Consider the following 20,715-nt stretch of genomic DNA (forward strand, 5'->3'; position numbering starts at 1 on the left):
CAGGTCAGTGCCGTCACCATTCCACAGTGGACAGATTAACCCGGTAGGGTGACGCCGGTCCGCTCGGCCACTCGGAGTATCACCTGGTGTGGTCGGGCCCCCCGGTGGGCCGCTCGTACTCGGACTCGGGGATCTGCGCGACCTCGACCACCGGCACCTCCGGCGCCCCCGCGACCGGCATTCCGACCACCGGCATCCCGAACGGCGGGGTGTCCATGTCGTCGTCGCCCTCGTCCACCCGGTACACCACCGCTCCCTCGGGACGCGGCTCCGCACGGCGGCCGTGGATCAGCACCACGCCGACCACCGCGGCCACCACCGCCGCGACGAGCACCAGGAGGCCCTCGCCCACCCCACCGGAGTACGTCCCGATGTCGTCGGACGGCGGCGCGTTGCCGACCATCGCCCTCACGTACATCCCCGTCGCCGCCACCGAGCCGGCCATGAGGCCCGTCGCGCCGACCCCGAGGTAACGAGCCGCCAGCCGCTGGTGCTCCGGCAGGAGCACCAGCGCAGCCGCGACCACCAGCAGCACCGCCGACACCGCGATCGGCACCCCGAACCGGGGGCTCTGCCAAGGCGGCATGTCGGCGAACTCCGGCGACACGTTCTGGAGCTCCAGCTTCCACGACGACGTGACCACCCGCAGCGAGTCGACCCCGACGTGGGCGCCTTCCCAGTACAGCGGCAGGAACGTGCCGACCGCGGCGCCGACACCGGCCGCCAGCAGCAGCACCGCACCGAGCAGCCGCCGGCTCACCCGTCCCCCTCGCGCCCCGCCGGAACCGTCTCGGGGATCGGCGCGATCTCGACCACCGGCACCTCCGCGACCGGCATCCCGACCACCGGCATCCCGAACGGCGGGGTGTCCATGTCGTCCCCGCCCTCGTCCACCCGGTACACCACCGCTCCCTCGGGACGCGGCTCCGCGCGCTGGCCGTGGATCAGCACCGCGCCGACCACCGCGACCACGGCCGCCGCGATCAACAGCACCGTGCCCTCGCCGACTTCCACCATGTAGCTGCGCGGCGCGTGCGGATTCTCCTGCGACAGCGCGGTCACCACCACCACGCCCGTTCCCCACACCGACCCGACGAGCAGACCGGCGCCGCCGACCGCCGTGTACCGGGCAGCCAACCTCTGGTGCTCCGGCAGGAACACCAGCGCCGCCGCGACCAGCAGCAGCACCGCCGCGAACACGATCGGCACCCCGTACTGGGGGCTCTGCCCCACCACCATGTCGACGTCCAGCTCCGCGGACCCCGTGGTGACGCGCCACGACGTCGCGGTGAACCCGACCCTGGTCTCCTCGCGGTCGCCGAAAACGCTGCCCGTCCAGTACAACGGCAGGAACGTGCCGACCACGGCCGCCGCCGCGGACGCCACGAGCAGCAGCACCCCGAGCAGTCTCCGGCTCACCTCTTGCGCGCCTTGCGGCGCACCACGGGCACGCTCTCCTTGTCGGCCTTCGCCGCCGCCAACAACTCCTCGGCGTGCGCCCGACCGGTGTCGGTGGAGTCCATGCCGGCGAGCATCCGGGCCAGCTCGACCACCCGCTGCGACTCGTCCAGCCTGCGCACACCGCTGCGCGTCAGCACGCCGTCCGCCGTCTTGTCCACCACCAGGTGCCGGTCCGCGAACGCGGCGACCTGCGGCAGGTGCGTCACCACTATCACCTGGTGACTGCGCGCCAACCGGGCCAGCCGGCGGCCCACCTCCACCGCCGCCCGACCGCCGACACCCGCGTCGACCTCGTCGAACACCAGCGTCGGCACCGGGTCGGAGTGCGACAGCACGACCTCCAACGCCAGCATCACCCGGGACAGCTCACCGCCGGACGCGCCCTTGTGCACCGGAAGGGCGGGCGCGCCGGGGTGCGCGATCAAGCGCAGCTCCACGTCGTCCACACCGCCCGTGCCCGCGTGCAGCCGCTGCCCGTCCACGTCCACGGCCTGCGGGTCACCCTGCTCGGCCACCCTCGGCCGCACCGCCACCTCGACCGTGGCGTGCGGCATGGCCAGCCCGGTCAGCTCCTCGGACACCGCCAGGCCGAGCTCCTCCGCCGCGGCGACCCGCGCGGCCGTCACCTGCCGCGCGTACCCGGCCAGCTCCACTGCCAGCTCGTCGCGCCGCGCGGCCAACGCCGCCAACGCCTCGTCCGACGTGTCCAACCCGGCCAGCCGCGACGACGCGTCCTGCGCCCACGCGATCACGCCGTCCACGTCCGCCGCGTACTTGCGCGTCAACGACTTCAACTCGGCCTGGCGGGCGAGCACCTGCTCCAGCCGCGCCGGGTCGGCGTCCAGGTGCTCCAGGTACGACGCGATCTCCGCGCCCACGTCCGCCAGCAGCGTCTCGGCCTCGACCAGCCGCGACTCCATCCCGCGCAGCTGCGGGTCGTCGGACGCCACCAGCCGCCGCCGGGCCTCGCCGATCAGCCCCAGCGCGCCGGGCACGTCCGGGTCGCCGTCCGGTGAACCCGCCACCGCGTACTGCGCGCCGGACGCGGACTCGCGCAACTGGTCGGCGTCGGCGAGCCGACGCGCCTCGGCGACCAGCTCCTCGTCCTCACCGGGCTTCGGGTCGACCGAGGTGATCTCGGCCAGGCCGTGCCGCAGCATCTCGGCCTCGCGGGCCAGCTCGTGCGACCGGGCGGTGCGCTCGGTCAGCTCCGTCGCCACCCGCAGCCACTCGTCGCGCACCTTCCGGTACGCCCGCAGCGGCTCGGCCACCTCGTCACCGGCGAACCTGTCCAGCACGGCGCGCTGCTCGGTCGGCCGCAGCAGCCGCAGCTGGTCGTTCTGCCCGTGCACCGCGAGCAGCTGCTCGGTCAGCTCCGCCAACACCCCGACCGGCACGGACCTGCCGCCCAGGTGGGCGCGGGAGCGGCCGTCGGCGCCGACGGTGCGGATCGCGATCACGCTGCCGTCGTCGTCCGGCTCGCCGCCGACCTCCTCGGCGACCTTCGCCGCCGGGCTGCCCGCGGGCGCGTGGAACCGCCCCTCCACCACCGCTTTGTCCGCGCCGTTGCGCACGCGGGACGCCTCGGCCCGGCCACCGCCCAACAGGTGGAGCCCGGTCACGACCATCGTCTTGCCCGCACCGGTCTCGCCCGTCACCACGGTGAAACCGGCGTCGAGCTCAAGGGTGGCCTCGTCGATCACACCGAGGCCCTGGATGCGCATCTCGGCCAGCACGTGCCGAACACTACTGGGCGACACGGGCAAAGCGTGTGCTCGGGGGCCGGTGCGCCCTACTTGATCTTCAGCCGGCCGAGGGGCCGCGCCACCCCTGCACCGGCAGCCCGAACTTCTCCACCAACCGGTCCGTGAACGGCCCCTGCCGGAGCCGGATCAGCCGCAACGGGGTCCGGCCGCCGACCACCTCGACCCGCGCCCCCGGCGGCAGGTTCACCGTGCGGCGGCCGTCCGCGCACAGCACCGCCGGGTGACCCTCCGGGTCGACCTCCAGCGCCACCACCGACCCCGGCGACACCACCAGGGGCCGCGCGAACAGGGCGTGCGCGTTGCTCGGCACCACCAGCAGGGCCTGCACGTCCGGCCACACCACCGGCCCGCCCGCGGAGAACGCGTACGCCGTCGACCCGGTCGGGGTGGCCACCAGCACGCCGTCGCAGCCGAACGCCGACACCGGTCGGCCGTCGACCTCCACCACCACGTCCAGGATGCGTTCCCGCGTGCTCTTCTCCACGCTGGCCTCGTTCAGCGCCCACGTGGTCTCCAGCACGTCGCCGTTCACCGACGCCGTGATGTCGACCGTCATCCGCTCCTCGACCTCGTAGTCCCGGTCGATGACGTGCGTGATCGCCTCGTACAGCGCGTCGGAGTCCGCCTCGGCCAGGAACCCGACCCGGCCCAGGTTCACCCCCAGCACCGGCACCCCCGCCGCCCGCGCCAACTCGGCCGCGCGCAGCAGCGTGCCGTCACCACCGAGGACGAACACCAGCTCGGTACCCTCGGCGGCCTTCTCGTCGGCGAGCACCACCTGCGTGAAGCAGGACGGGTCCAGCTCCGGCGCCTCGTCCTCCAGCACCCGCAGCCGCACCCCGCCCGCCGCGAACCGCGCCGCGACCTCCTGGGCCACCAGCACGTTGCTGCGCCGTCCGGTGTGGACGACCAGCAGGATCTCCCTCGTCACCGGACCGCCGGTCGCCGCGACGTTCACCGCGGGAGCGTTCGCCGAGGGGATGTCCCCCGGGCGGGCGTTCGCTGGGGACGCGTTCGCCGAGGGGGCGTTGGCTGCGGGCACGTTCACTGGGGCCCTTCCGCTACGGCGGCGCGCACGAGCGCGGTGGCGTCCGCGACGTCCAGGGGCTCGCCCCGGCGCAGCCAGACGAAGAACTCGACGTTGCCCGACGGTCCGGGCAGGGGGCTGGCCGTGACACCGTGCAGCCGCAGGCCGAGCCCGGCGGCGGACGCGACCACGTCCAGCACCGCCTCGGCGCGCAGCTCCGGACCACGCACCACACCGCCCGAACCGAGCCGGTCCTTGCCGACCTCGAACTGGGGTTTCACCATCGGGACCAGGTGGCCCTCCCCGTCGAGGCACGCGGCCAGCGCGGGCAGCACGAGCCGCAACGAGATGAACGACAGGTCGGCCACGACCACGTCGACCGGACCGCCGATGTCCTCCGGGGTCAACGACCGCACGTTCGTCTTGTCCTTGACCACGACCCGGTCGTCCGTGCGCAACCGCCAGTCCAGCAGCCCCCGGCCCACATCGGCCGCGACGACCTGCCGTGCCCCCGCGCGCAGCAGCACGTCGGTGAACCCGCCGGTCGACGCGCCGGCGTCCAGGCACCGCTTCCCCTCGACCTGCACCGCCTCGAACGCCTCCAGCGCGCCGACCAGCTTGTGCGCGCCCCGCGAGGCGTAGTTCGGGTCGTTCGTCTCGCGGACCACCAGCGCGGTGTCCAGTTCGACGGCCGTGGCGGGTTTCGTGGCCACCGTGCCCCGCACGGTCACCTTGCCCTCGGCGACGAGTTGGCTCGCGTGCTCCCGTGACCTGGCCAGCCCGCGGCGGACCAGTTCGGCGTCCAGCCGAGCCCTGCGCGGCACCGGTCAGACCTTGTCGATGGTGGACAACGCGGCGGTCAACGCCATGTGCGCGTCGTCGAACCGGGCCACGTGCTCGACCACGTCGAGCTGATCCAGCCCGTCGAGACCGGCCAGGGCGTCGTCGATCCCGGCCACGGGATCACGCGGCGGGCCGGGAAGGGGAACCTCGAAGCTCACGGGATTCAAGGTAGCCGAAACAGCACCGAGAGGTCGGCAGCCACATAGGTAGGACGCAGGTCCTCCGGCAGGCTCGCCGCCTCCGCCTCCGTGGACACGCCGGTGAGCACCAGCAACGAGTCCATGCCCGCGTTCACCGCGCCCGCGATGTCGGTGTCCAGCCGGTCGCCCACGACCAGCGGCCGTTGCGCGCCCGCGGACTTCGCCGCCTGCTCCAGCAGCGGCGTCGCCGGCTTGCCCGCCACCAGCGGTTCCGCACCGGTGGCCGTCTTCAGCGCGGCGACCAGCGAGCCGTTGCCGGGCAGCAGACCGCGTTCGGTCGGCAGCGTCGCGTCCACGTTGCAGGCGACCCAGCGCGCGCCGTTCCGGATCGCGACGCACGCCTCGGCCAGCTCACGCCACCCCAGGTCCTGCGACAACCCCTGCAGCACGGCCTTGGCGTCGTCGGCGCGGTCGGTCGGCTCGAACCCGCGCTGCCGCACCTGCTCGGCCAACGCGTCCGTGCCGAGGACCAGCACCGTGCTCCCGGCCGGCACCAGGTCGAGCAGCATCGCCGCGCCCGCCTGGGCACTCGTGCTCACCTCGTCCAGCGCGGCGTGGAAGCCCAGTTCGTTCAGGTGCTCGGCGACGGTCTCCGGCGACCGGGACGCGTTGTTCGTGACGAACCGGATGCCGGTGCCGTGCGCACGGGCGGCGGCGACCGCCTCCACCGCGCCCGGGACGACTTCCCGGCCCCGGTAGACCGTGCCGTCGAGATCCAGCAGCAGGGCGTCGTAGCGGGCCAGCAGCACGGGCGTCTCCGTTCGCGGTGTCCTGTGGACAGTCTGAAGGCTCGGCGCCGGGTGGCGCCGAGCCTTCAGGTGTGACTTGTGTTGCGACTTCGGGGTTCACACCGGTTCGGCGCTCACTCTCCCGAGCTCACTGCCGGGTGCTCACTCCTGCGGGCTCAGGTCGAACGCCCGCTCGGCCGCATCGGTCTCGTTGTCGTCATCGGCCTGGGCCGCGTTGAGGAACCACTTGACGGCCTCGTCGGTGCGGCCCGCCGCCTCCAGGTTGTCGGCGTAGGCGTAGAACAGCCGGGCGCTCCACGGCTCACGCCGCTTCTCGTCCAGGTCGTCGCCCTGCAGAGCCACCACGGCCGCGTCCAGCTGACCCATGTCCCGACGTGCGCCGGCCGCCACGATCCGCAGCTCCACCGCCTCCTCGGGGGCCAGCGTCGCGACCTGGGCCTCACGCGCCAGCTCGATGGCCCGCTCCGGACGCCCCAGCGCCCGCTCGCAGTCCGCCATCACCGCGACGTGCCCGGTGCTGTTCGACATGCGGCGTGCGGCCCGCAGCTCGGACAACGCCTCGGCCCACTCGCCGGCGTGGTAGGCGGTCAGCCCGGCGGCTTCCCGGACCACCGCGACCCGCGCCGCCTTCGACCGCGCGTACCGCGCGTGCTCCAGCGCCAGCTCGGGCTCGCTGTCGATCAGCATGCCCGCCGCCGCGAGGTGCCGGCCGACGATGTCGGCCAGACCCTTGGGCAGCCCGCGCAGCTCCTGCTTGACCTCGGGGTCGAGCGCGGAGATGTCGGCGCCCTCGGGCACCTCCGGCGTCCGTGCCCGCACGTACACGGGCTCGTCCGAGTCAGCCGCAGGAGCCGGCTCGGCCGCCGCTTCGACAACGGTCCCGGCAGCAGCCTTGTCGGCAACCCCGTCAGCGGTCGTGTCGACCGCCTTGTCGGCAGCGGTGTCAGCCGTCGTGTCGGCAGTCTCCTCGATCGCCGCTGACGCCTCGTCCCGGTCCTCAGCCTCAGCACCTACCGAGCCCTCGACCCCGACCGCATCCAGCTCGGCCGCGTCGACCACGGCCGCGTCGACGGCAGCGTCCTCGGTGACCTTCGAGTCATCGGTCTGGGAAACCCGATCCTGGAACCGCGCGGCCCGCTCACGGCTCCGCGCGTCCCGACGATCGTCACTCGGCTTGTCGTGCACAGGCCGATCATGCGACGGCTTGTCGTAACGGGGCTTGTCCTGGCGAGGCTTACCGCCATGGCTGGGCTTCTCGTAACGAGGCCGGTCGTCCCGACGCGGGTAGCTGGGACGCTCGCCACGGTCACCACTGGGCTTGTCATCGCGACGCGGGTAGCCACCGCCACTGCTCGGACGGCCGCTGCCCGCACGGTCATCGCGACGCGGGTAGCCACCGCCACTGCTCGGACGGCCGCTGCCCGCACGGTCATCACGACGCGGATAGCTGGGACGGTTACCACTCGGCTTGTCGTCCCGGCGGGGGTAGCTGGGACGGTCACCGCTCGGCCGGTCGTCGCGACGCGGGTAACTCGTCCGCTCGCCACCACCGGCGCGGTCATCACGACGCGGGTAGCTGGGACGGTCGCCACTGGGCCGGTCGTCCCGGCGGGGGTAGCTGGGGCGCTCGCCACTGCCGGTGCGGTCGTCGCGACGCGGGTAGCTCGGGCGGTCGCCGCGGTCGTCCTTGCGGAACCCACCACGGTCACCACTGGGCCGGTCATCGCGACGCGGGTAGCCACCACCGCTGCTCGGACGGCCGCTACCCGCACGGTCATCACGACGGGGGTAGCTGGGACGGTCACCGCTCGGCCGGTCGTCCCGACGCTGGTAACTCGTCCGCTCGCCACCACCGGCGCGGTCATCACGACGCGGGTAGCTCGGGCGGTCGCCGCGGTCGTCCTTGCGGAACCCACCACGATCGCCACTGGGCCGGTCATCGCGACGCGGGTAACCGCCACCACTGCTCGGACGGCCGCTACCCGCACGGTCATCACGACGCGGATAGCTCGGGCGGTCACCGCGGTCGTCCTTGCGGAACCCACCACGATCACCACTGGGCCGGTCATCGCGACGCGGGTAGTCACCACCGCTGCTCGGACGGCCGCTACCCGCACGGTCATCACGACGGGGGTAGCTGGGACGGTCACCGCTCGGCCGGTCGTCCCGACGCGGGTAGCTGGGGCGTTCGCCACCACGGTCAGCCCCACGGGCCGCACCGCGATCGGCGGAGCCACGGTCGTAACGAGGACGCTCACCACGGCTGTCATCGCGCCGGAACCCGCCCCGGTCACCACTGGGGCGGTCGTCGCGACGCGGAGCGCCACCGCGATCATCACGAGGCTTGTCGTAGCGGGGCCGCTCACCGGAATCCCGGCGCGGCGCGGCGCCACGGTCGTCACGAGGCTTGTCATAACGAGGCCGCTCGCCTCGGTTGTCATCTCGCCGGTCGCCACCGCGAGGCTTGTCGCCGCTGCGGTACCGGTCATTGCCTGGCCGGTCGTCCCGACGCGGGTAGCCACCGGTCGACCGTTCACCCGACCCACGGGCGTCACGGCCACCGCCACTGCTGGTGGTCGGCTTACGGCTTCCCTGGGTACGGCCACCGTCGTCGGATCGGCGCGGTCGGTCTCCCTGGCCACGCTGACGGTCGCCGGGTCGATCCCCGAACCTGGGCACTAGCTCCTCCTACTGGTGGACACGCCGAAAGGGCTTGCGGTGTGGAGCACAAATCAATGTGCCCCCAACCACAAGCCCTTTCAGGGAAGAATGTTCGGCGGCGTCCTACTCTCCCACACCCTCACGAGTGCAGTACCATCGGCGCTGGAAGGCTTAACTACCGGGTTCGGAATGGGACCGGGTGTTCCCCCACCGCTATGACCACCGAAACACTATGAAATTACCAACCCGTAGGCACCCGACCCGGGACACAATCGTCCCCGACCAGATGGTCCGGTTCGGTTCTTTCAGAACCGCACAGTGGATGCGTAGCGTCTTCATGACAAGTCCTCGGCCTATTAGTACCGGTCAACTCCAGCCGTTACCGACCTTCCATCTCCGGCCTATCAACCCAATGGTCTCTTGGGGGCCTTAACCCACAAAGGGGTGGGATACCTCATCTAGGAACAGGCTTCCCGCTTAGATGCTTTCAGCGGTTATCCCTTCCGAACGTAGCCAACCAGCAATGCCCTTGGCAGGACAACTGGCACACCAGAGGTCCGTCCGTCCCGGTCCTCTCGTACTAGGGACAGCCTTCCGCAAGTATCCTACGCGCGCGGCGGATAGGGACCGAACTGTCTCACGACGTTCTAAACCCAGCTCGCGTACCGCTTTAATGGGCGAACAGCCCAACCCTTGGGACCTACTCCAGCCCCAGGATGCGACGAGCCGACATCGAGGTGCCAAACCATGCCGTCGATATGGACTCTTGGGCAAGATCAGCCTGTTATCCCCGGGGTACCTTTTATCCGTTGAGCGACCACGCTTCCACAAGCCATGGCCGGATCACTAGTTCCGACTTTCGTCCCTGCTCGACCTGTCGGTCTCACAGTCAAGCCCCCTTGTGCACTTGCACTCGACACCTGATTGCCAACCAGGCTGAGGGAACCTTTGAGCGCCTCCGTTACTCTTTGGGAGGCAACCGCCCCAGTTAAACTACCCACCAGGCACTGTCCCTGATCCGGATCACGGACCGAGGTTAGACATCCAGTACGACCAGAGTGGTATTTCAACGACGACTCCACACTGACTGGCGTCAGCGCTTCACAGTCTCCCACCTATCCTACACAAGCCGAACCGAACACCAATACCAAGCTATAGTAAAGGTCCCGGGGTCTTTCCGTCCTGCCGCGCGTAACGAGCATCTTTACTCGTAATGCAATTTCGCCGGGCCTGTGGTTGAGACAGTCGAGAAGTCGTTACGCCATTCGTGCAGGTCGGAACTTACCCGACAAGGAATTTCGCTACCTTAGGATGGTTATAGTTACCACCGCCGTTTACTGGCGCTTAAGTTCTCAGCTTCGCCCCGAAAGACTAACCGGTCCCCTTAACGTTCCAGCACCGGGCAGGCGTCAGTCCGTATACATCGTCTTGCGACTTCGCACGGACCTGTGTTTTTAGTAAACAGTCGCTTCTCGCTGGTCTCTGCGGCCGAAAAATCCTAGCCCGCAAGGGGCTTCAAATCCCTCGGCCCCCCTTCTCCCGAAGTTACGGGGGCATTTTGCCGAGTTCCTTAACCACAGTTCGCCCGATCGCCTCGGTATTCTCTACCTGACCACCTGTGTCGGTTTGGGGTACGGGCCGCATGAACACTCACTAGAGGCTTTTCTCGGCAGCATGGGATCACTCTACTTCGCCTCAATCGGCTATGCATCACGTCTCAGCCCTGATGCCTGGCGGATTTGCCTACCAGACGGCCTACACGCTTACACCAGTACTACCACTCACTGGCGGAGCTACCCTCCTGCGTCACCCCATCGCTTGACTACTACAAGTTCAGGTCCCGCGCTCCACGTCACCCCGCCCCCGAAGGGACAGAGCGGGCTTCGGGCGGTTAGTATCACAAGGTTCGCCATGGGCGCGTTCACACGGGTACGGGAATATCAACCCGTTGTCCATCGACTACGCCTGTCGGCCTCGCCTTAGGTCCCGACTTACCCTGGGCGGATTAGCCTGGCCCAGGAACCCTTGGTCATCCGGCGGACGAGTTTCTCACTCGTCTTTCGCTACTCATGCCTGCATTCTCACTCGTCCAGCCTCCACACCTGGATCACTCCGGCGCTTCAATGGCTGAACGACGCTCCCCTACCCATCCCAGCATTACACTGAAATGACACGGCTTCGGCGGTGTGCTTGAGCCCCGCTACATTGTCGGCGCAGGACCACTTGACCAGTGAGCTATTACGCACTCTTTAAAGGGTGGCTGCTTCTAAGCCAACCTCCTGGTTGTCTGGGCGACCCCACATCCTTTCCCACTTAGCACACACTTAGGGGCCTTAGCCGGCGTTCTGGGCTGTTTCCCTCTCGACTACGAAGCTTATCCCCCGCAGTCTCACTGCCGCGCTCTCACGTACCGGCATTCGGAGTTTGGTTGATTTCGGTAAGCTTGTGGGCCCCCTAGACCATCCAGTGCTCTACCTCCGGCACGAAACACACGACGCTGCACCTAAATGCATTTCGGGGAGAACCAGCTATCACGGAGTTTGATTGGCCTTTCACCCCTAACCACAGCTCATCCCCCAGGTTTTCAACCCTGGTGGGTTCGGGCCTCCACGCGGTCTTACCCGCGCTTCACCCTGGCCATGGCTAGATCACTCCGCTTCGGGTCTAGACCACGCGACTGGATCGCCCTATTCGGACTCGCTTTCGCTACGGCTACCCCACACGGGTTAACCTCGCCACGCAGCACTAACTCGCAGGCTCATTCTTCAAAAGGCACGCCGTCACCCCTAAAGGCTCCGACGGATTGTAGGCACACGGTTTCAGGTACTATTTCACTCCCCTCCCGGGGTACTTTTCACCTTTCCCTCACGGTACTAGTCCGCTATCGGTCACCAGGTAGTATTTAGGCTTAGCGGGTGGTCCCGCCAGATTCACAGCGAATTTCACGAGTACGCTGCTACTTGGGAACACTGTAAGAAGACGGTGAGTTTTCGCGTACGGGACTTTCACCCTCTACGGCCACGCTTTCCAGACGCGTTCCGCTAACAACACCGTTTTATAACTCCTTGCCAGCTCGGCAGAACTGACGAACAGGTCCCACGACCCCGCACACGCAACCCCTGCCGGGTATCACACGAATACGGTTTAGCCTCATCCGCTTTCGCTCGCCACTACTCACGGAATCACGGTTGTTTTCTCTTCCTGCGGGTACTGAGATGTTTCACTTCCCCGCGTTCCCTCCACACGCCCTATGTGTTCAGGCGTGGGTGACCCCACATGACTGGGGCCGGGTTTCCCCATTCGGATACCCTTGGATCTCAGCTCGGTTGACAGCTCCCCAAGGCTTTTCGCAGTCTCCTACGTCCTTCATCGGCTCCTGGTGCCAAGGCATCCACCGTGTGCCCTTAATAACTTGCCACAAAGATGCTCGCATCCACTGTGCAGTTCTCAAAGAACAACCAGACACCATCCCACACTGCCCACGCCTACCGACCGGAGCCGGCGGTTCGCGGACGGAGACCGTCCTGTCGTTTCCCGCTGATCGAACACTCACGTGTTCTCTCAGGACCCAACAGCGTGCCGAACAGAAACCCTGAACCCTCGACGATCCCTTCCACGCCCTTACGGACAGTACTGACACCGTCGACAACCCGAGGTCCTGCATGTAGCCAGCATCCACATCATTGAGCAACCACCGATCGATCATCCGCCGATCGCGAGGCTCTCCACAGGCCCTCCAGAAGAGAACCGGTGAGGAATGCTCCTTAGAAAGGAGGTGATCCAGCCGCACCTTCCGGTACGGCTACCTTGTTACGACTTCGTCCCAATCGCCAGTCCCACCTTCGACCGCTCCCCCCCTTACGGGTTGGGCCACGGGCTTCGGGTGTTACCGACTTTCGTGACGTGACGGGCGGTGTGTACAAGGCCCGGGAACGTATTCACCGCAGCGTTGCTGATCTGCGATTACTAGCGACTCCGACTTCACGGGGTCGAGTTGCAGACCCCGATCCGAACTGAGACCGGCTTTGTGGGATTCGCTCCACCTCACGGCTTAGCAGCCCTCTGTACCGGCCATTGTAGCATGTGTGAAGCCCTGGACATAAGGGGCATGATGACTTGACGTCATCCCCACCTTCCTCCGAGTTGACCCCGGCAGTCTCCCATGAGTCCCCGCCATTACGCGCTGGCAACATGGAACGAGGGTTGCGCTCGTTGCGGGACTTAACCCAACATCTCACGACACGAGCTGACGACAGCCATGCACCACCTGTACACCGGCCACAAGGGGGGCCGTATCTCTACGGCTTTCCAGTGCATGTCAAGCCCAGGTAAGGTTCTTCGCGTTGCATCGAATTAATCCACATGCTCCGCCGCTTGTGCGGGCCCCCGTCAATTCCTTTGAGTTTTAGCCTTGCGGCCGTACTCCCCAGGCGGGGTGCTTAATGCGTTAGCTGCGGCACGGAGGACGTGGAAGTCCCCCACACCTAGCACCCACCGTTTACGGCGTGGACTACCAGGGTATCTAATCCTGTTCGCTCCCCACGCTTTCGCTCCTCAGCGTCAGTATCGGCCCAGAGACCCGCCTTCGCCACCGGTGTTCCTCCTGATATCTGCGCATTTCACCGCTACACCAGGAATTCCAGTCTCCCCTGCCGAACTCAAGTCTGCCCGTATCGACTGCAGGCTCCACGTTAAGCGTGAAGTTTTCACAGCCGACGCAACAAACCGCCTACGAGCTCTTTACGCCCAATAATTCCGGACAACGCTCGCACCCTACGTATTACCGCGGCTGCTGGCACGTAGTTAGCCGGTGCTTCTTCTGCGGGTACCGTCAGTTGCCCTTCGTCCCCGCTGAAAGAGGTTTACAACCCGAAGGCCGTCATCCCTCACGCGGCGTCGCTGCATCAGGCTTTCGCCCATTGTGCAATATTCCCCACTGCTGCCTCCCGTAGGAGTCTGGGCCGTGTCTCAGTCCCAGTGTGGCCGGTCACCCTCTCAGGCCGGCTACCCGTCGTCGCCTTGGTAGGCCATTACCCCACCAACAAGCTGATAGGCCGCGGGTCCATCCTGTACCGCCGGAACTTTCCACCCCACAAGATGCCTAGTGGAGTCATATCCGGTATTAGACCTAGTTTCCCAGGCTTATCCCAGAGTACAGGGCAGGTTACCCACGTGTTACTCACCCGTTCGCCGCTCGTGTACCCCGAAGGGCCTTACCGCTCGACTTGCATGTGTTAAGCACGCCGCCAGCGTTCGTCCTGAGCCAGGATCAAACTCTCCAATAAGGAATGTTTGATCGCCCCGAACAACACTGACAATAATGTCAGTTGTCCAGTAACAATCTCAAAGGAAACCTCTTGACGAGGTTCATAAATTTACTGGCTATTCGGCACGCTGTTGAGTTCTCAAAGAACACGCGCTCATCATCACTCACCGCTCGCGCAGCTCGGTCCGAGGCATGTGATTCAGAAATGCTGTGGTGAAACTAGACGCCCTGGCCGCAACGGCTCAGAGGAGCCGGGCTGGGTCTTCCGTTTCGAGGTCACCCACTCTACCACGCTAGCGGGAGCTTGGTTCGTGACCTGCCGCACTCCGTTCCGGCTTTCCCGGCCCGTTCCGTGCTGACATGGAGAAAGTTACACGCAGCCGAACCGGAGGTCAAATCGGGGGCGCAACACCACACCACTGGCTGAAACCGCAGGTCAGCAGCCCGTGGTGCACTCAAGTCCACGCTATCCGACCCGATCCGACTGCAACAGTGTGACTGCGATCACACCCAGAGACGGGGAAGGCCACCGGTCCACGGGGGACCGGCGGCCTTCGAACCAGTGCTGTTGGAGCGTTCGCGCAGGTCAGGCCTGCACCCGCACGCCGGCGGTGTTGCGCTTGCCGCGCCGGACGACCAGCCACGTGCCGTGGAGCAGGTCCTCCTTCGCGGGCACCCACTCCTCGTCGACGACCTTCGCGTTGTTCACGTACGCCCCGCCTTCCTTCACGGTGCGCCGCGCCGCGCCCTTGCTCTCCGCCAGCCCCGAGCTGACCAGCAGGTCGACGATGGTCGGCGAGTCGGCCAGGCGGACCTCGCCGGTCGGCGCCTCGGCCATCGCGGCCTCGAGCGTGGAGAGGTCCAGCTCGCGCAGCTCGCCGCGGCCGAACAGGGCCTGGCTGGCGGCGATGACCTGCCTGGTCTCGTGCTCGCCGTGCACCAGGTTGGTGAACTCCTCGGCCAGCTTCTTCTGCGCGGTCCGCAGGTGCGGCGCCTCGGTGGTCTGCCGCTCCAGCTCGGCCATCTCCTCCCGGGTCAGGAAGGTGAACAGCCGCAGGTAGCGGAGCACGTCGGCGTCGCCCACGTTCACGAAGTACTGGTACCAGGCGTACGGGGACGTCATCTCGGGGTCGAGCCACACGTTGCCGCCGCCGGTGGACTTGCCGAACTTGCGGCCCTCGGCGTCGGTGACCAGCGGCGCGGTCAGCGCGTGCACGGACTTGCCGTCGACTTTCCGGACCAGGTCGACGCCGCCGACGATGTTGCCCCACTGGTCGGAGCCGCCCACCTGGAGCTTGGTCCCGTACTTCCGGTTGAGCTGGAGGTAGTCGTGGGACTGGAGCAGGAGGTAGCTGAACTCGGTGTACGACATGCCGTCGCCTTCGAGCCGGCGCTTGACCGTCTCCCGGGCGAGCATGACGTTCACCGAGAAGTGCTTGCCGACGTCGCGCAGGAACTCCAGCACGCCGACGCCGCCGGTCCAGTCGAGGTTGTTGACCACGATCGCCCCGGTGGGGCTGTCGTCGAACTCGACGAACCGCTCCAGCTGGCCGCGGATGCGCCCGACCCACTCGGCGACGGTGTCCAACGTGTTGAGCGCGCGCTCGGCGCTGTCACGCGGGTCGCCGATCATGCCGGTGGCGCCGCCCGCGAGGACGACCGGCCGGTGCCCGGCGCGCTGGAAGCGGCGCAGCATCAGCAGCGGGACGAGGTTGCCGGCGTGCAGGCTGGGCGCGGTCGGGTCGAACCCGGCATAGAGGGTGAGCGGGCCCGCGTCCAGGTCCTTCCGCAGGGCGTCGAGGTCGGTGGACTGCGCGATCAGGCCGCGCCAGGACAGCTCATCGAGGATGTGCTCGCTCACGGGACGCCATTCTCCCCCACCTGGTCAAACCGGTTTGAGCCGGTGCCCGATCGGGGTAGCCGACGACGGGGCCCCGATGCATGGAGAGGACCGACAGCGATGACCTATCCGGATCGCGACCCACGTCCCGCTGACCGTCCTACCGAGTACGTCCCCCCGTCCGAGTCGCCGTACTCGCAGCGGGAGGAGGTCGTCGAGCGGGACGACAGCCGGGTGCGCACCGTCCGCGTGGTGTGCGCCGTGATCGACCTGCTGTGCTGGCTGTTCGCGATCGTCCTGGCGATCCACATCTTCCTGGTGATCGGCGGCGCCAACCCGGCGAACGGGTTCGCGCGGCTGATCGACTCGTGGTCGGCGGCCGTGTCGCTGGGTCTGCGCGACCTGTTCACGCCGGCGGATCCCGGCGTGCGGACCCTGTTCAACGACGGTCTGGCCGCGTTGTTGTGGCTGGTGATCGGCGCCGTGCTGACGAACATCATCAGCCGGGTGGCGCTGCCGTCGGGCGAGCGGCGGAGGTGGTACCGGAGGACGGTGCGCTGACCCTTGAGCGCTGACGGCGTGGTGAGCCGTTGCTGCCTGGGCGGCCCACCACGCCGTGCGCTACCCACCGTCACCGCGTTGTTCACTCTGGCGCACCGGGGTATGCCCCGGCTGGTCAATTGTCCTGGCCGCGTTCCCCGGCCAAGTTTGCTTGCGTGGCCAGCGACTTGCAGCGGAAGAAGACCTCCATCGTGTTCGCCGCGATGGACGTGAACGGCGACGGGTTCCTCGAGCGGGCCGATTTCGAGGCGTTGACGAACCGGTGGGTGGACATCCGGGGCGCGGACGCTCAGGAGAGGTTGCGGGACATCATGATGGGCTGGTGGGACGCGCTGCGCTCGGCGTCCGACCAGGACCGGGACGACAAGGTCACGGTGGACGAGGTGCTGTCCGTGGTGAGCAACCTGGGCACCATGCTCGACCTCGTGGTGGCCACGGCGGAGTCGATGTTCGAGGCGGTGGACGAGGACGGCGACGGCGCGGTGTCGGCGCCCGAGTACGCCCGGATGATCCACGCCTGGACGGGGAACGACGCGCCGACGGACGGCGTGTTCGCCCGGTTGGACATGGACGGCGACGGCACGATCTCCAAGCAGGAGTTCGTCAGCCACTGGGTGGAGTTCTGGGCGGGTGACGACGCGGACGCCCCCGGCGCGCACGTGTTCGGCGAGGTGCGGGTGTAGCGCGGCGCGTCAGTAGGGGCGGCCGACGCTGGTCGCGGGCACGGGGGCACCGATGCACGCGGCCCAGCGGGCTGCGTGCGCGAGGGACGCCTGACCGGTCAGGCCGGCGACCGCCAGGCCTCGGGACGGTGCGTCCAGTCGGCGCCACTGGTCGGTGTGGCGGATGAGGGCGCCACGGTGGCGTAGGTGCCGTCGGGTTCGATGAGGATCTCCACGGCGGCGTCGCCGAGCCGGTCGTGGAGCGCGCGGCGCAGCTCCGGGTTGAGGTGTTCGTGACCGGTGGAGACGCGGCCGTCCGTCTCGACGCTCGTCCGGGACGAGATCCCGTCGTGCCCGAAGAGGGTGGCGCGGTACGCGGCGCGGCCCCATCCGGGGGCCGCCGAGCCGACGATCAGCCTGCACGCCCGCGCGAACAGGTCGTCGGTCGTCGTCCCTCCGGGTGGGTGGTCCTAGGTGACGATCCGGGTGCGCCGCGTGCCTCGCCGGTACGTGCTGACGGCGGGCGAGTCGATCCAGAACCGCCACGGGACGTCCACCGCGACCGCGACGCCGACGCGGGGGCCGGTCCGGATGTCGGACTCCGGGACGGGGTCGCCGGCCAGGAGGCGCACTGTCGCGTCGGACGACGTGAGGTTCACGCCGTTGTGCTCGCGGTCCAGGCCGAGGACGCTGGTCAGCCTCGCCGGCCCTTTGGCCAGCTCGGCGTGGCTGCGGGCGGACGGGCGGCGGACGTGGGCCAGTGGCTTGCCGGTCAGCACCTCGCCGGCGCGCAGCAGCACGGCGCCGGGCACGCCGTCGGTCAACGACACGACGTTCGCGCAGAAGTGCATGCCGTAGACGAAGTACACGTAGAGCCGCCCGGCCGGGCCGAACATCACGTCGTTGCGCGGTGTCCGGCCGCGGTAGCAGTGCGACGCCGGGTCGTCGCCGCCCCGGTACGCCTCGACCTCCACGATCCGCACCCCGACCACGCCCTCGGGGGTGGTCGACTCGATGACGCTCCCGAGCAGGAGCCGCGCGGCGTCGATCGGGTCGACGGCGAGCTCCTGCTCGGTGAGCTGCCTAGGCGTTGCGGGCAACGGACACCTTGTCGCGCAGCCGCTTCAACTGCTCGGCGACCCGGTCGGGCGCGGTGCCGCCGTAGGCGTCGCGTGACGCGATGGAACCTTCCACGGTCAACACGCTACGCACGTCCGGCGTCAACGCGGGCGAGATCGTGGCGAACTCCTCATCGGTCAGGTCCTCCAGGCCGACGCCGCGCGTCTCGGCGACCCGGACGCACTCGCCCGCCGCCTCGTGCGCCACCCGGAACGGCACGCCCTGCCGCACCAGCCACTCGGCGATGTCGGTGGCGAGGGTGAACCCGGCGGGCGCGAGGGACGCCATCCGCTCGGTGTCGAACCGCATGGTGGCGATCATCCCGGCCAGGGCGGGCAGCAGCAGCTCCAGCTGCTCGACCGAGTCGAACAGGGGCTCCTTGTCCTCCTGGAGGTCCCGGTTGTACGCGAGCGGCTGGGCCTTCAACGTCGCCAGCAGGCCCGTGAGGTTGCCGATGAGCCGGCCGGACTTGCCGCGGGTCAGCTCGGCGACGTCGGGGTTCTTCTTCTGCGGCATGATCGAGCTGCCGGTGGCCCACGCGTCGTCCAGCACCGCGAAGCGGAACTCGGCGGTCGTCCAGATGATCACCTCTTCGGCGATCCTGGACAGGTCGACGCCGATCATGGCCAGCACGAACGCGATCTCGGCGGCGAAGTCGCGGGACGCGGTGCCGTCGATCGAGTTCTCCACCGGACCGTCGAAGCCCAGCTCCGCCGCGACCGCCGCCGGGTCGAGCCCGAGGGACGAGCCGGCCAGCGCGCCGGACCCGTACGGCGACAGGGCGGTCCGCCTGTCCCAGTCGTGCAGCCGGTCGACGTCGCGCAGCAGCGCCTGCCCGTGGGCGAGGAGGTGGTGCGCGAGCAGCACGGGCTGCGCGGACTGGAGGTGCGTGCGGCCGGGCATGACGGTGGCGGCGTGGGCGGTCGCCTGGTCCGCCAGCGCCTCGACCACGTCGAGCACGCCCGCCGACACCCGCTGTGCCGCGTCACGCAGCCACATCCGGAACAGCGTGGCCACCTGGTCGTTGCGGGACCGGCCGGCGCGCAGCTTGCCGCCCAGCTCCGGCCCGGCGCGTTCGATCAGACCGCGTTCGAGCGCGGTGTGCACGTCCTCGTCGGCCAGCGTCGGGGTGAACGCGCCGGAGGCCACGTCGGCCTCCAACACGTCCAGCGCCGCCAGCATCCGGTCCAGCTCGTCGGCGGTCAGCAGGTCCGCGCGGTGCAGCACGCGGGCGTGCGCCCGGGATCCCCTGATGTCGTACGGGGCCAGTCGCCAGTCGAAGTGCGTCGACGCGGACAGCAACGCCATCGCGTCCGCCGGACCACTGGCGAACCGGCCACCCCACAGTGCGCTCACTTGCCCAAATCCCTCTTCGCGGCGATCTTGCTCGGCAGGCCCCACAGTTGCACGAAGCCCTTGGCCAGACTCTGGTCGAACGTGTCACCCTCGTCGTACGTGGCGAGGGCGAAGTCGTACAGCGACTCGTCGCTGCGCCGCCCGGTGACGACCGCGCGGCCACCGTGCAGCACCATCCGGATCTCGCCGGTGACGTGCTGCTGGGTGGTGCCGACGAAGCTGTCGAGCGCGTGCTTGAGCGGCGAGAACCACAGGCCGTCGTACACCAGCTCGGCCCACCGCTGCTCGACCTGCCGCTTGAAGCGGGCCAGGTCGCGCTCCAGGGTGACGTTCTCCAGCTCCTGGTGCGCGGTGATCAGCGCGATGGCGCCGGGCGCCTCGTAGACCTCGCGGGACTTGATGCCGACCAGCCGGTCCTCGACGAGGTCCAGCCGGCCGACGCCCTGCGCGCCCGCGCGCCGGTTCAGCTCCTGGATGGCTTGCAACGCGGTGACGGTCTCGCCGTCGATGGCGACCGGCACGCCCTTGTCGAAGGTGATGACCAGCTCGTCCGGGTCGTGCGGCTCGGCCGGGTTCCGGGTGTACGAGTACACGTCCTCGACGGGCGCGTTCCAGATGTCCTCCAGGAACCCGGTCTCCACCGCGCGGCCCCACACGTTCTGGTCCACCGAGTAGGGCGACTTCTTCGACACGTCGATCGGCAGGTTCCGGTCCTCGGCCCAGGCGATGGCCTTCTCCCTGGTCCACGCGTAGTCGCGGACCGGCGCGATGACCTTCAGGTCGGGCGCGAGCGCGCCGATGCCGACCTCGAAGCGCACCTGGTCGTTGCCCTTGCCGGTGCAGCCGTGGGACACGGTCGTCGCGCCGTGGTACTTCGCGGCCTCGGCCAGGTGCTTGACGATCACCGGGCGGGACAGCGCGGAGACCAGCGGGTAGCGGTCCATGTAGAGGGCGTTGGCCTGGAGCGCGGGCAGGCAGTACTGCTCGGCGAACTCGTCGCGGGCGTCCGCGACGACGGCCTCGACGGCGCCGCAGTCCAGCGCGCGCTGGCGGATGGCGTTCATGTCCTCGCCGCCCTGGCCGAGGTCCACCGCGACCGCGACGACCTCGGCGCCGGTCTCCTCGGCGATCCAGCCGATGGCGACGGAGGTGTCCAGCCCGCCGGAGTACGCGAGCACGACCCGCTCACTCATCGCTCTCTCCC

At 68.5% G+C, this 20,715-nt stretch carries 16 protein-coding genes and 3 rRNA genes; 4 read left to right on the forward strand and 15 right to left on the reverse strand.

Translation table 11 applies throughout. From position 1 onward, the window contains the following. Positions 1–79: 79 nt before the first annotated feature. The 8 genes from ACRAKI_RS27355 to ACRAKI_RS27390 form a co-directional block, all read right to left on the reverse strand. Positions 80–760, reverse strand: a complete 681-nt coding sequence (locus ACRAKI_RS27355) for a hypothetical protein (protein ID WP_447003371.1) — start codon at positions 758–760, stop codon at positions 80–82. Continuing rightward, positions 757–1,419, reverse strand: a complete 663-nt coding sequence (locus ACRAKI_RS27360) for a hypothetical protein (protein WP_447003372.1) — start codon at positions 1,417–1,419, stop codon at positions 757–759. Before ACRAKI_RS27360 ends, ACRAKI_RS27355 begins: the two co-directional genes overlap by 4 nt. Then, positions 1,416–3,197 (reverse strand): DNA repair protein RecN, encoded by a 1,782-nt coding sequence (gene recN, locus ACRAKI_RS27365; RefSeq protein ID WP_447008529.1) that lies wholly within the window; start codon positions 3,195–3,197, stop codon positions 1,416–1,418. The genes ACRAKI_RS27360 and recN overlap by 4 nt, the downstream gene beginning before the upstream one ends. A gap of 67 nt (positions 3,198–3,264) precedes the next feature. Next, on the reverse strand, positions 3,265–4,185 hold the full coding sequence (locus tag ACRAKI_RS27370; RefSeq protein ID WP_447003373.1) for an NAD kinase: 921 nt from the start codon (positions 4,183–4,185) through the stop codon (positions 3,265–3,267). 86 nt (positions 4,186–4,271) lie between these two features. Further along, positions 4,272–5,078 (reverse strand): TlyA family RNA methyltransferase, encoded by an 807-nt coding sequence (locus tag ACRAKI_RS27375; RefSeq protein WP_447003374.1) that lies wholly within the window; start codon positions 5,076–5,078, stop codon positions 4,272–4,274. A 3-nt stretch (positions 5,079–5,081) separates the two neighbouring features. Next, on the reverse strand, positions 5,082–5,255 hold the full coding sequence (locus tag ACRAKI_RS27380; protein WP_447003375.1) for a hypothetical protein: 174 nt from the start codon (positions 5,253–5,255) through the stop codon (positions 5,082–5,084). A 5-nt stretch (positions 5,256–5,260) separates the two neighbouring features. Next, on the reverse strand, positions 5,261–6,046 hold the full coding sequence (locus ACRAKI_RS27385; protein ID WP_447003376.1) for an HAD-IIA family hydrolase: 786 nt from the start codon (positions 6,044–6,046) through the stop codon (positions 5,261–5,263). A 141-nt stretch (positions 6,047–6,187) separates the two neighbouring features. Next, the gene (locus tag ACRAKI_RS27390) at positions 6,188–7,231 is read right to left on the reverse strand and encodes a hypothetical protein (protein WP_447003377.1); all 1,044 of its coding nucleotides are present in this window, start codon (positions 7,229–7,231) and stop codon (positions 6,188–6,190) included. A gap of 9 nt (positions 7,232–7,240) precedes the next feature. Here ACRAKI_RS27390 and ACRAKI_RS27395 point away from each other — a divergent pair, with 9 nt between their 5' ends. After that, positions 7,241–8,728: a hypothetical protein gene (locus ACRAKI_RS27395; protein ID WP_447003378.1), complete on the forward strand. Its 1,488-nt coding sequence runs from the start codon at positions 7,241–7,243 to the stop codon at positions 8,726–8,728. 89 nt (positions 8,729–8,817) lie between these two features. Here the strand turns inward: ACRAKI_RS27395 and rrf are convergent. From rrf to tyrS, 4 genes are all read right to left on the reverse strand, one after another. Further along, positions 8,818–8,934: ribosomal RNA gene (gene rrf, locus ACRAKI_RS27400) — 5S ribosomal RNA — on the reverse strand. A gap of 109 nt (positions 8,935–9,043) precedes the next feature. Next, positions 9,044–12,125, reverse strand: a 23S ribosomal RNA gene (locus ACRAKI_RS27405). Positions 12,126–12,475: 350 nt separating this feature from the next. Beyond that, a 16S ribosomal RNA gene (locus tag ACRAKI_RS27410) occupies positions 12,476–13,992 on the reverse strand. Together the 16S, 23S and 5S rRNA genes form the textbook arrangement of a ribosomal RNA operon. Before the next feature lie 567 nt (positions 13,993–14,559). Next, positions 14,560–15,834: a tyrosine--tRNA ligase gene (gene tyrS / locus ACRAKI_RS27415; RefSeq protein ID WP_447003379.1), complete on the reverse strand. Its 1,275-nt coding sequence runs from the start codon at positions 15,832–15,834 to the stop codon at positions 14,560–14,562. Positions 15,835–15,933: 99 nt separating this feature from the next. Here tyrS and ACRAKI_RS27420 point away from each other — a divergent pair, with 99 nt between their 5' ends. The 3 genes from ACRAKI_RS27420 to ACRAKI_RS27430 all read left to right on the forward strand — a co-directional run bounded on the left by ACRAKI_RS27420 (position 15,934) and on the right by ACRAKI_RS27430 (position 17,510). After that, positions 15,934–16,374 carry a hypothetical protein gene (locus ACRAKI_RS27420; RefSeq protein ID WP_447003380.1) on the forward strand — a complete coding sequence of 147 codons (441 nt, stop codon included), beginning with the start codon at positions 15,934–15,936 and terminating at the stop codon, positions 16,372–16,374. A gap of 155 nt (positions 16,375–16,529) precedes the next feature. After that, on the forward strand, positions 16,530–17,057 hold the full coding sequence (locus tag ACRAKI_RS27425) for an EF-hand domain-containing protein (protein WP_447003381.1): 528 nt from the start codon (positions 16,530–16,532) through the stop codon (positions 17,055–17,057). A gap of 279 nt (positions 17,058–17,336) precedes the next feature. Continuing rightward, positions 17,337–17,510, forward strand: a complete 174-nt coding sequence (locus tag ACRAKI_RS27430; protein ID WP_447003382.1) for a hypothetical protein — start codon at positions 17,337–17,339, stop codon at positions 17,508–17,510. Here the strand turns inward: ACRAKI_RS27430 and ACRAKI_RS27435 are convergent. From ACRAKI_RS27435 to ACRAKI_RS27445, 3 genes are read right to left on the reverse strand one after another with little or no spacing between them, the layout of a single operon-like run. After that, positions 17,507–18,136: a DNA-3-methyladenine glycosylase gene (locus tag ACRAKI_RS27435; RefSeq protein WP_447003383.1), complete on the reverse strand. Its 630-nt coding sequence runs from the start codon at positions 18,134–18,136 to the stop codon at positions 17,507–17,509. The two genes, ACRAKI_RS27430 and ACRAKI_RS27435, sit on opposite strands and share 4 nt — an antisense overlap. Further along, positions 18,120–19,511 (reverse strand): argininosuccinate lyase, encoded by a 1,392-nt coding sequence (gene argH / locus ACRAKI_RS27440; RefSeq protein ID WP_447003384.1) that lies wholly within the window; start codon positions 19,509–19,511, stop codon positions 18,120–18,122. The genes ACRAKI_RS27435 and argH overlap by 17 nt, the downstream gene beginning before the upstream one ends. Then, positions 19,508–20,704, reverse strand: a complete 1,197-nt coding sequence (locus ACRAKI_RS27445) for an argininosuccinate synthase (RefSeq protein WP_447003385.1) — start codon at positions 20,702–20,704, stop codon at positions 19,508–19,510. Before ACRAKI_RS27445 ends, argH begins: the two co-directional genes overlap by 4 nt. Between the last annotated feature and the right edge of the window lie 11 nt (positions 20,705–20,715).

It is taken from the genome of Saccharothrix isguenensis, assembly GCF_052936305.1.

Excerpts from the sequence above, each read along its gene's own strand:
- ACRAKI_RS27395 (WP_447003378.1), top strand. The coding sequence starts at position 7,241 with ATGCGACGGCTTGTCGTAACGGGGCTTGTCCTGGCGAGGCTTACCGCC.
- ACRAKI_RS27420 (WP_447003380.1), top strand. The coding sequence starts at position 15,934 with ATGACCTATCCGGATCGCGACCCACGTCCCGCTGACCGTCCTACCGAG.
- ACRAKI_RS27445 (WP_447003385.1), bottom strand. The coding sequence starts at position 20,704 with ATGAGTGAGCGGGTCGTGCTCGCGTACTCCGGCGGGCTGGACACCTCC.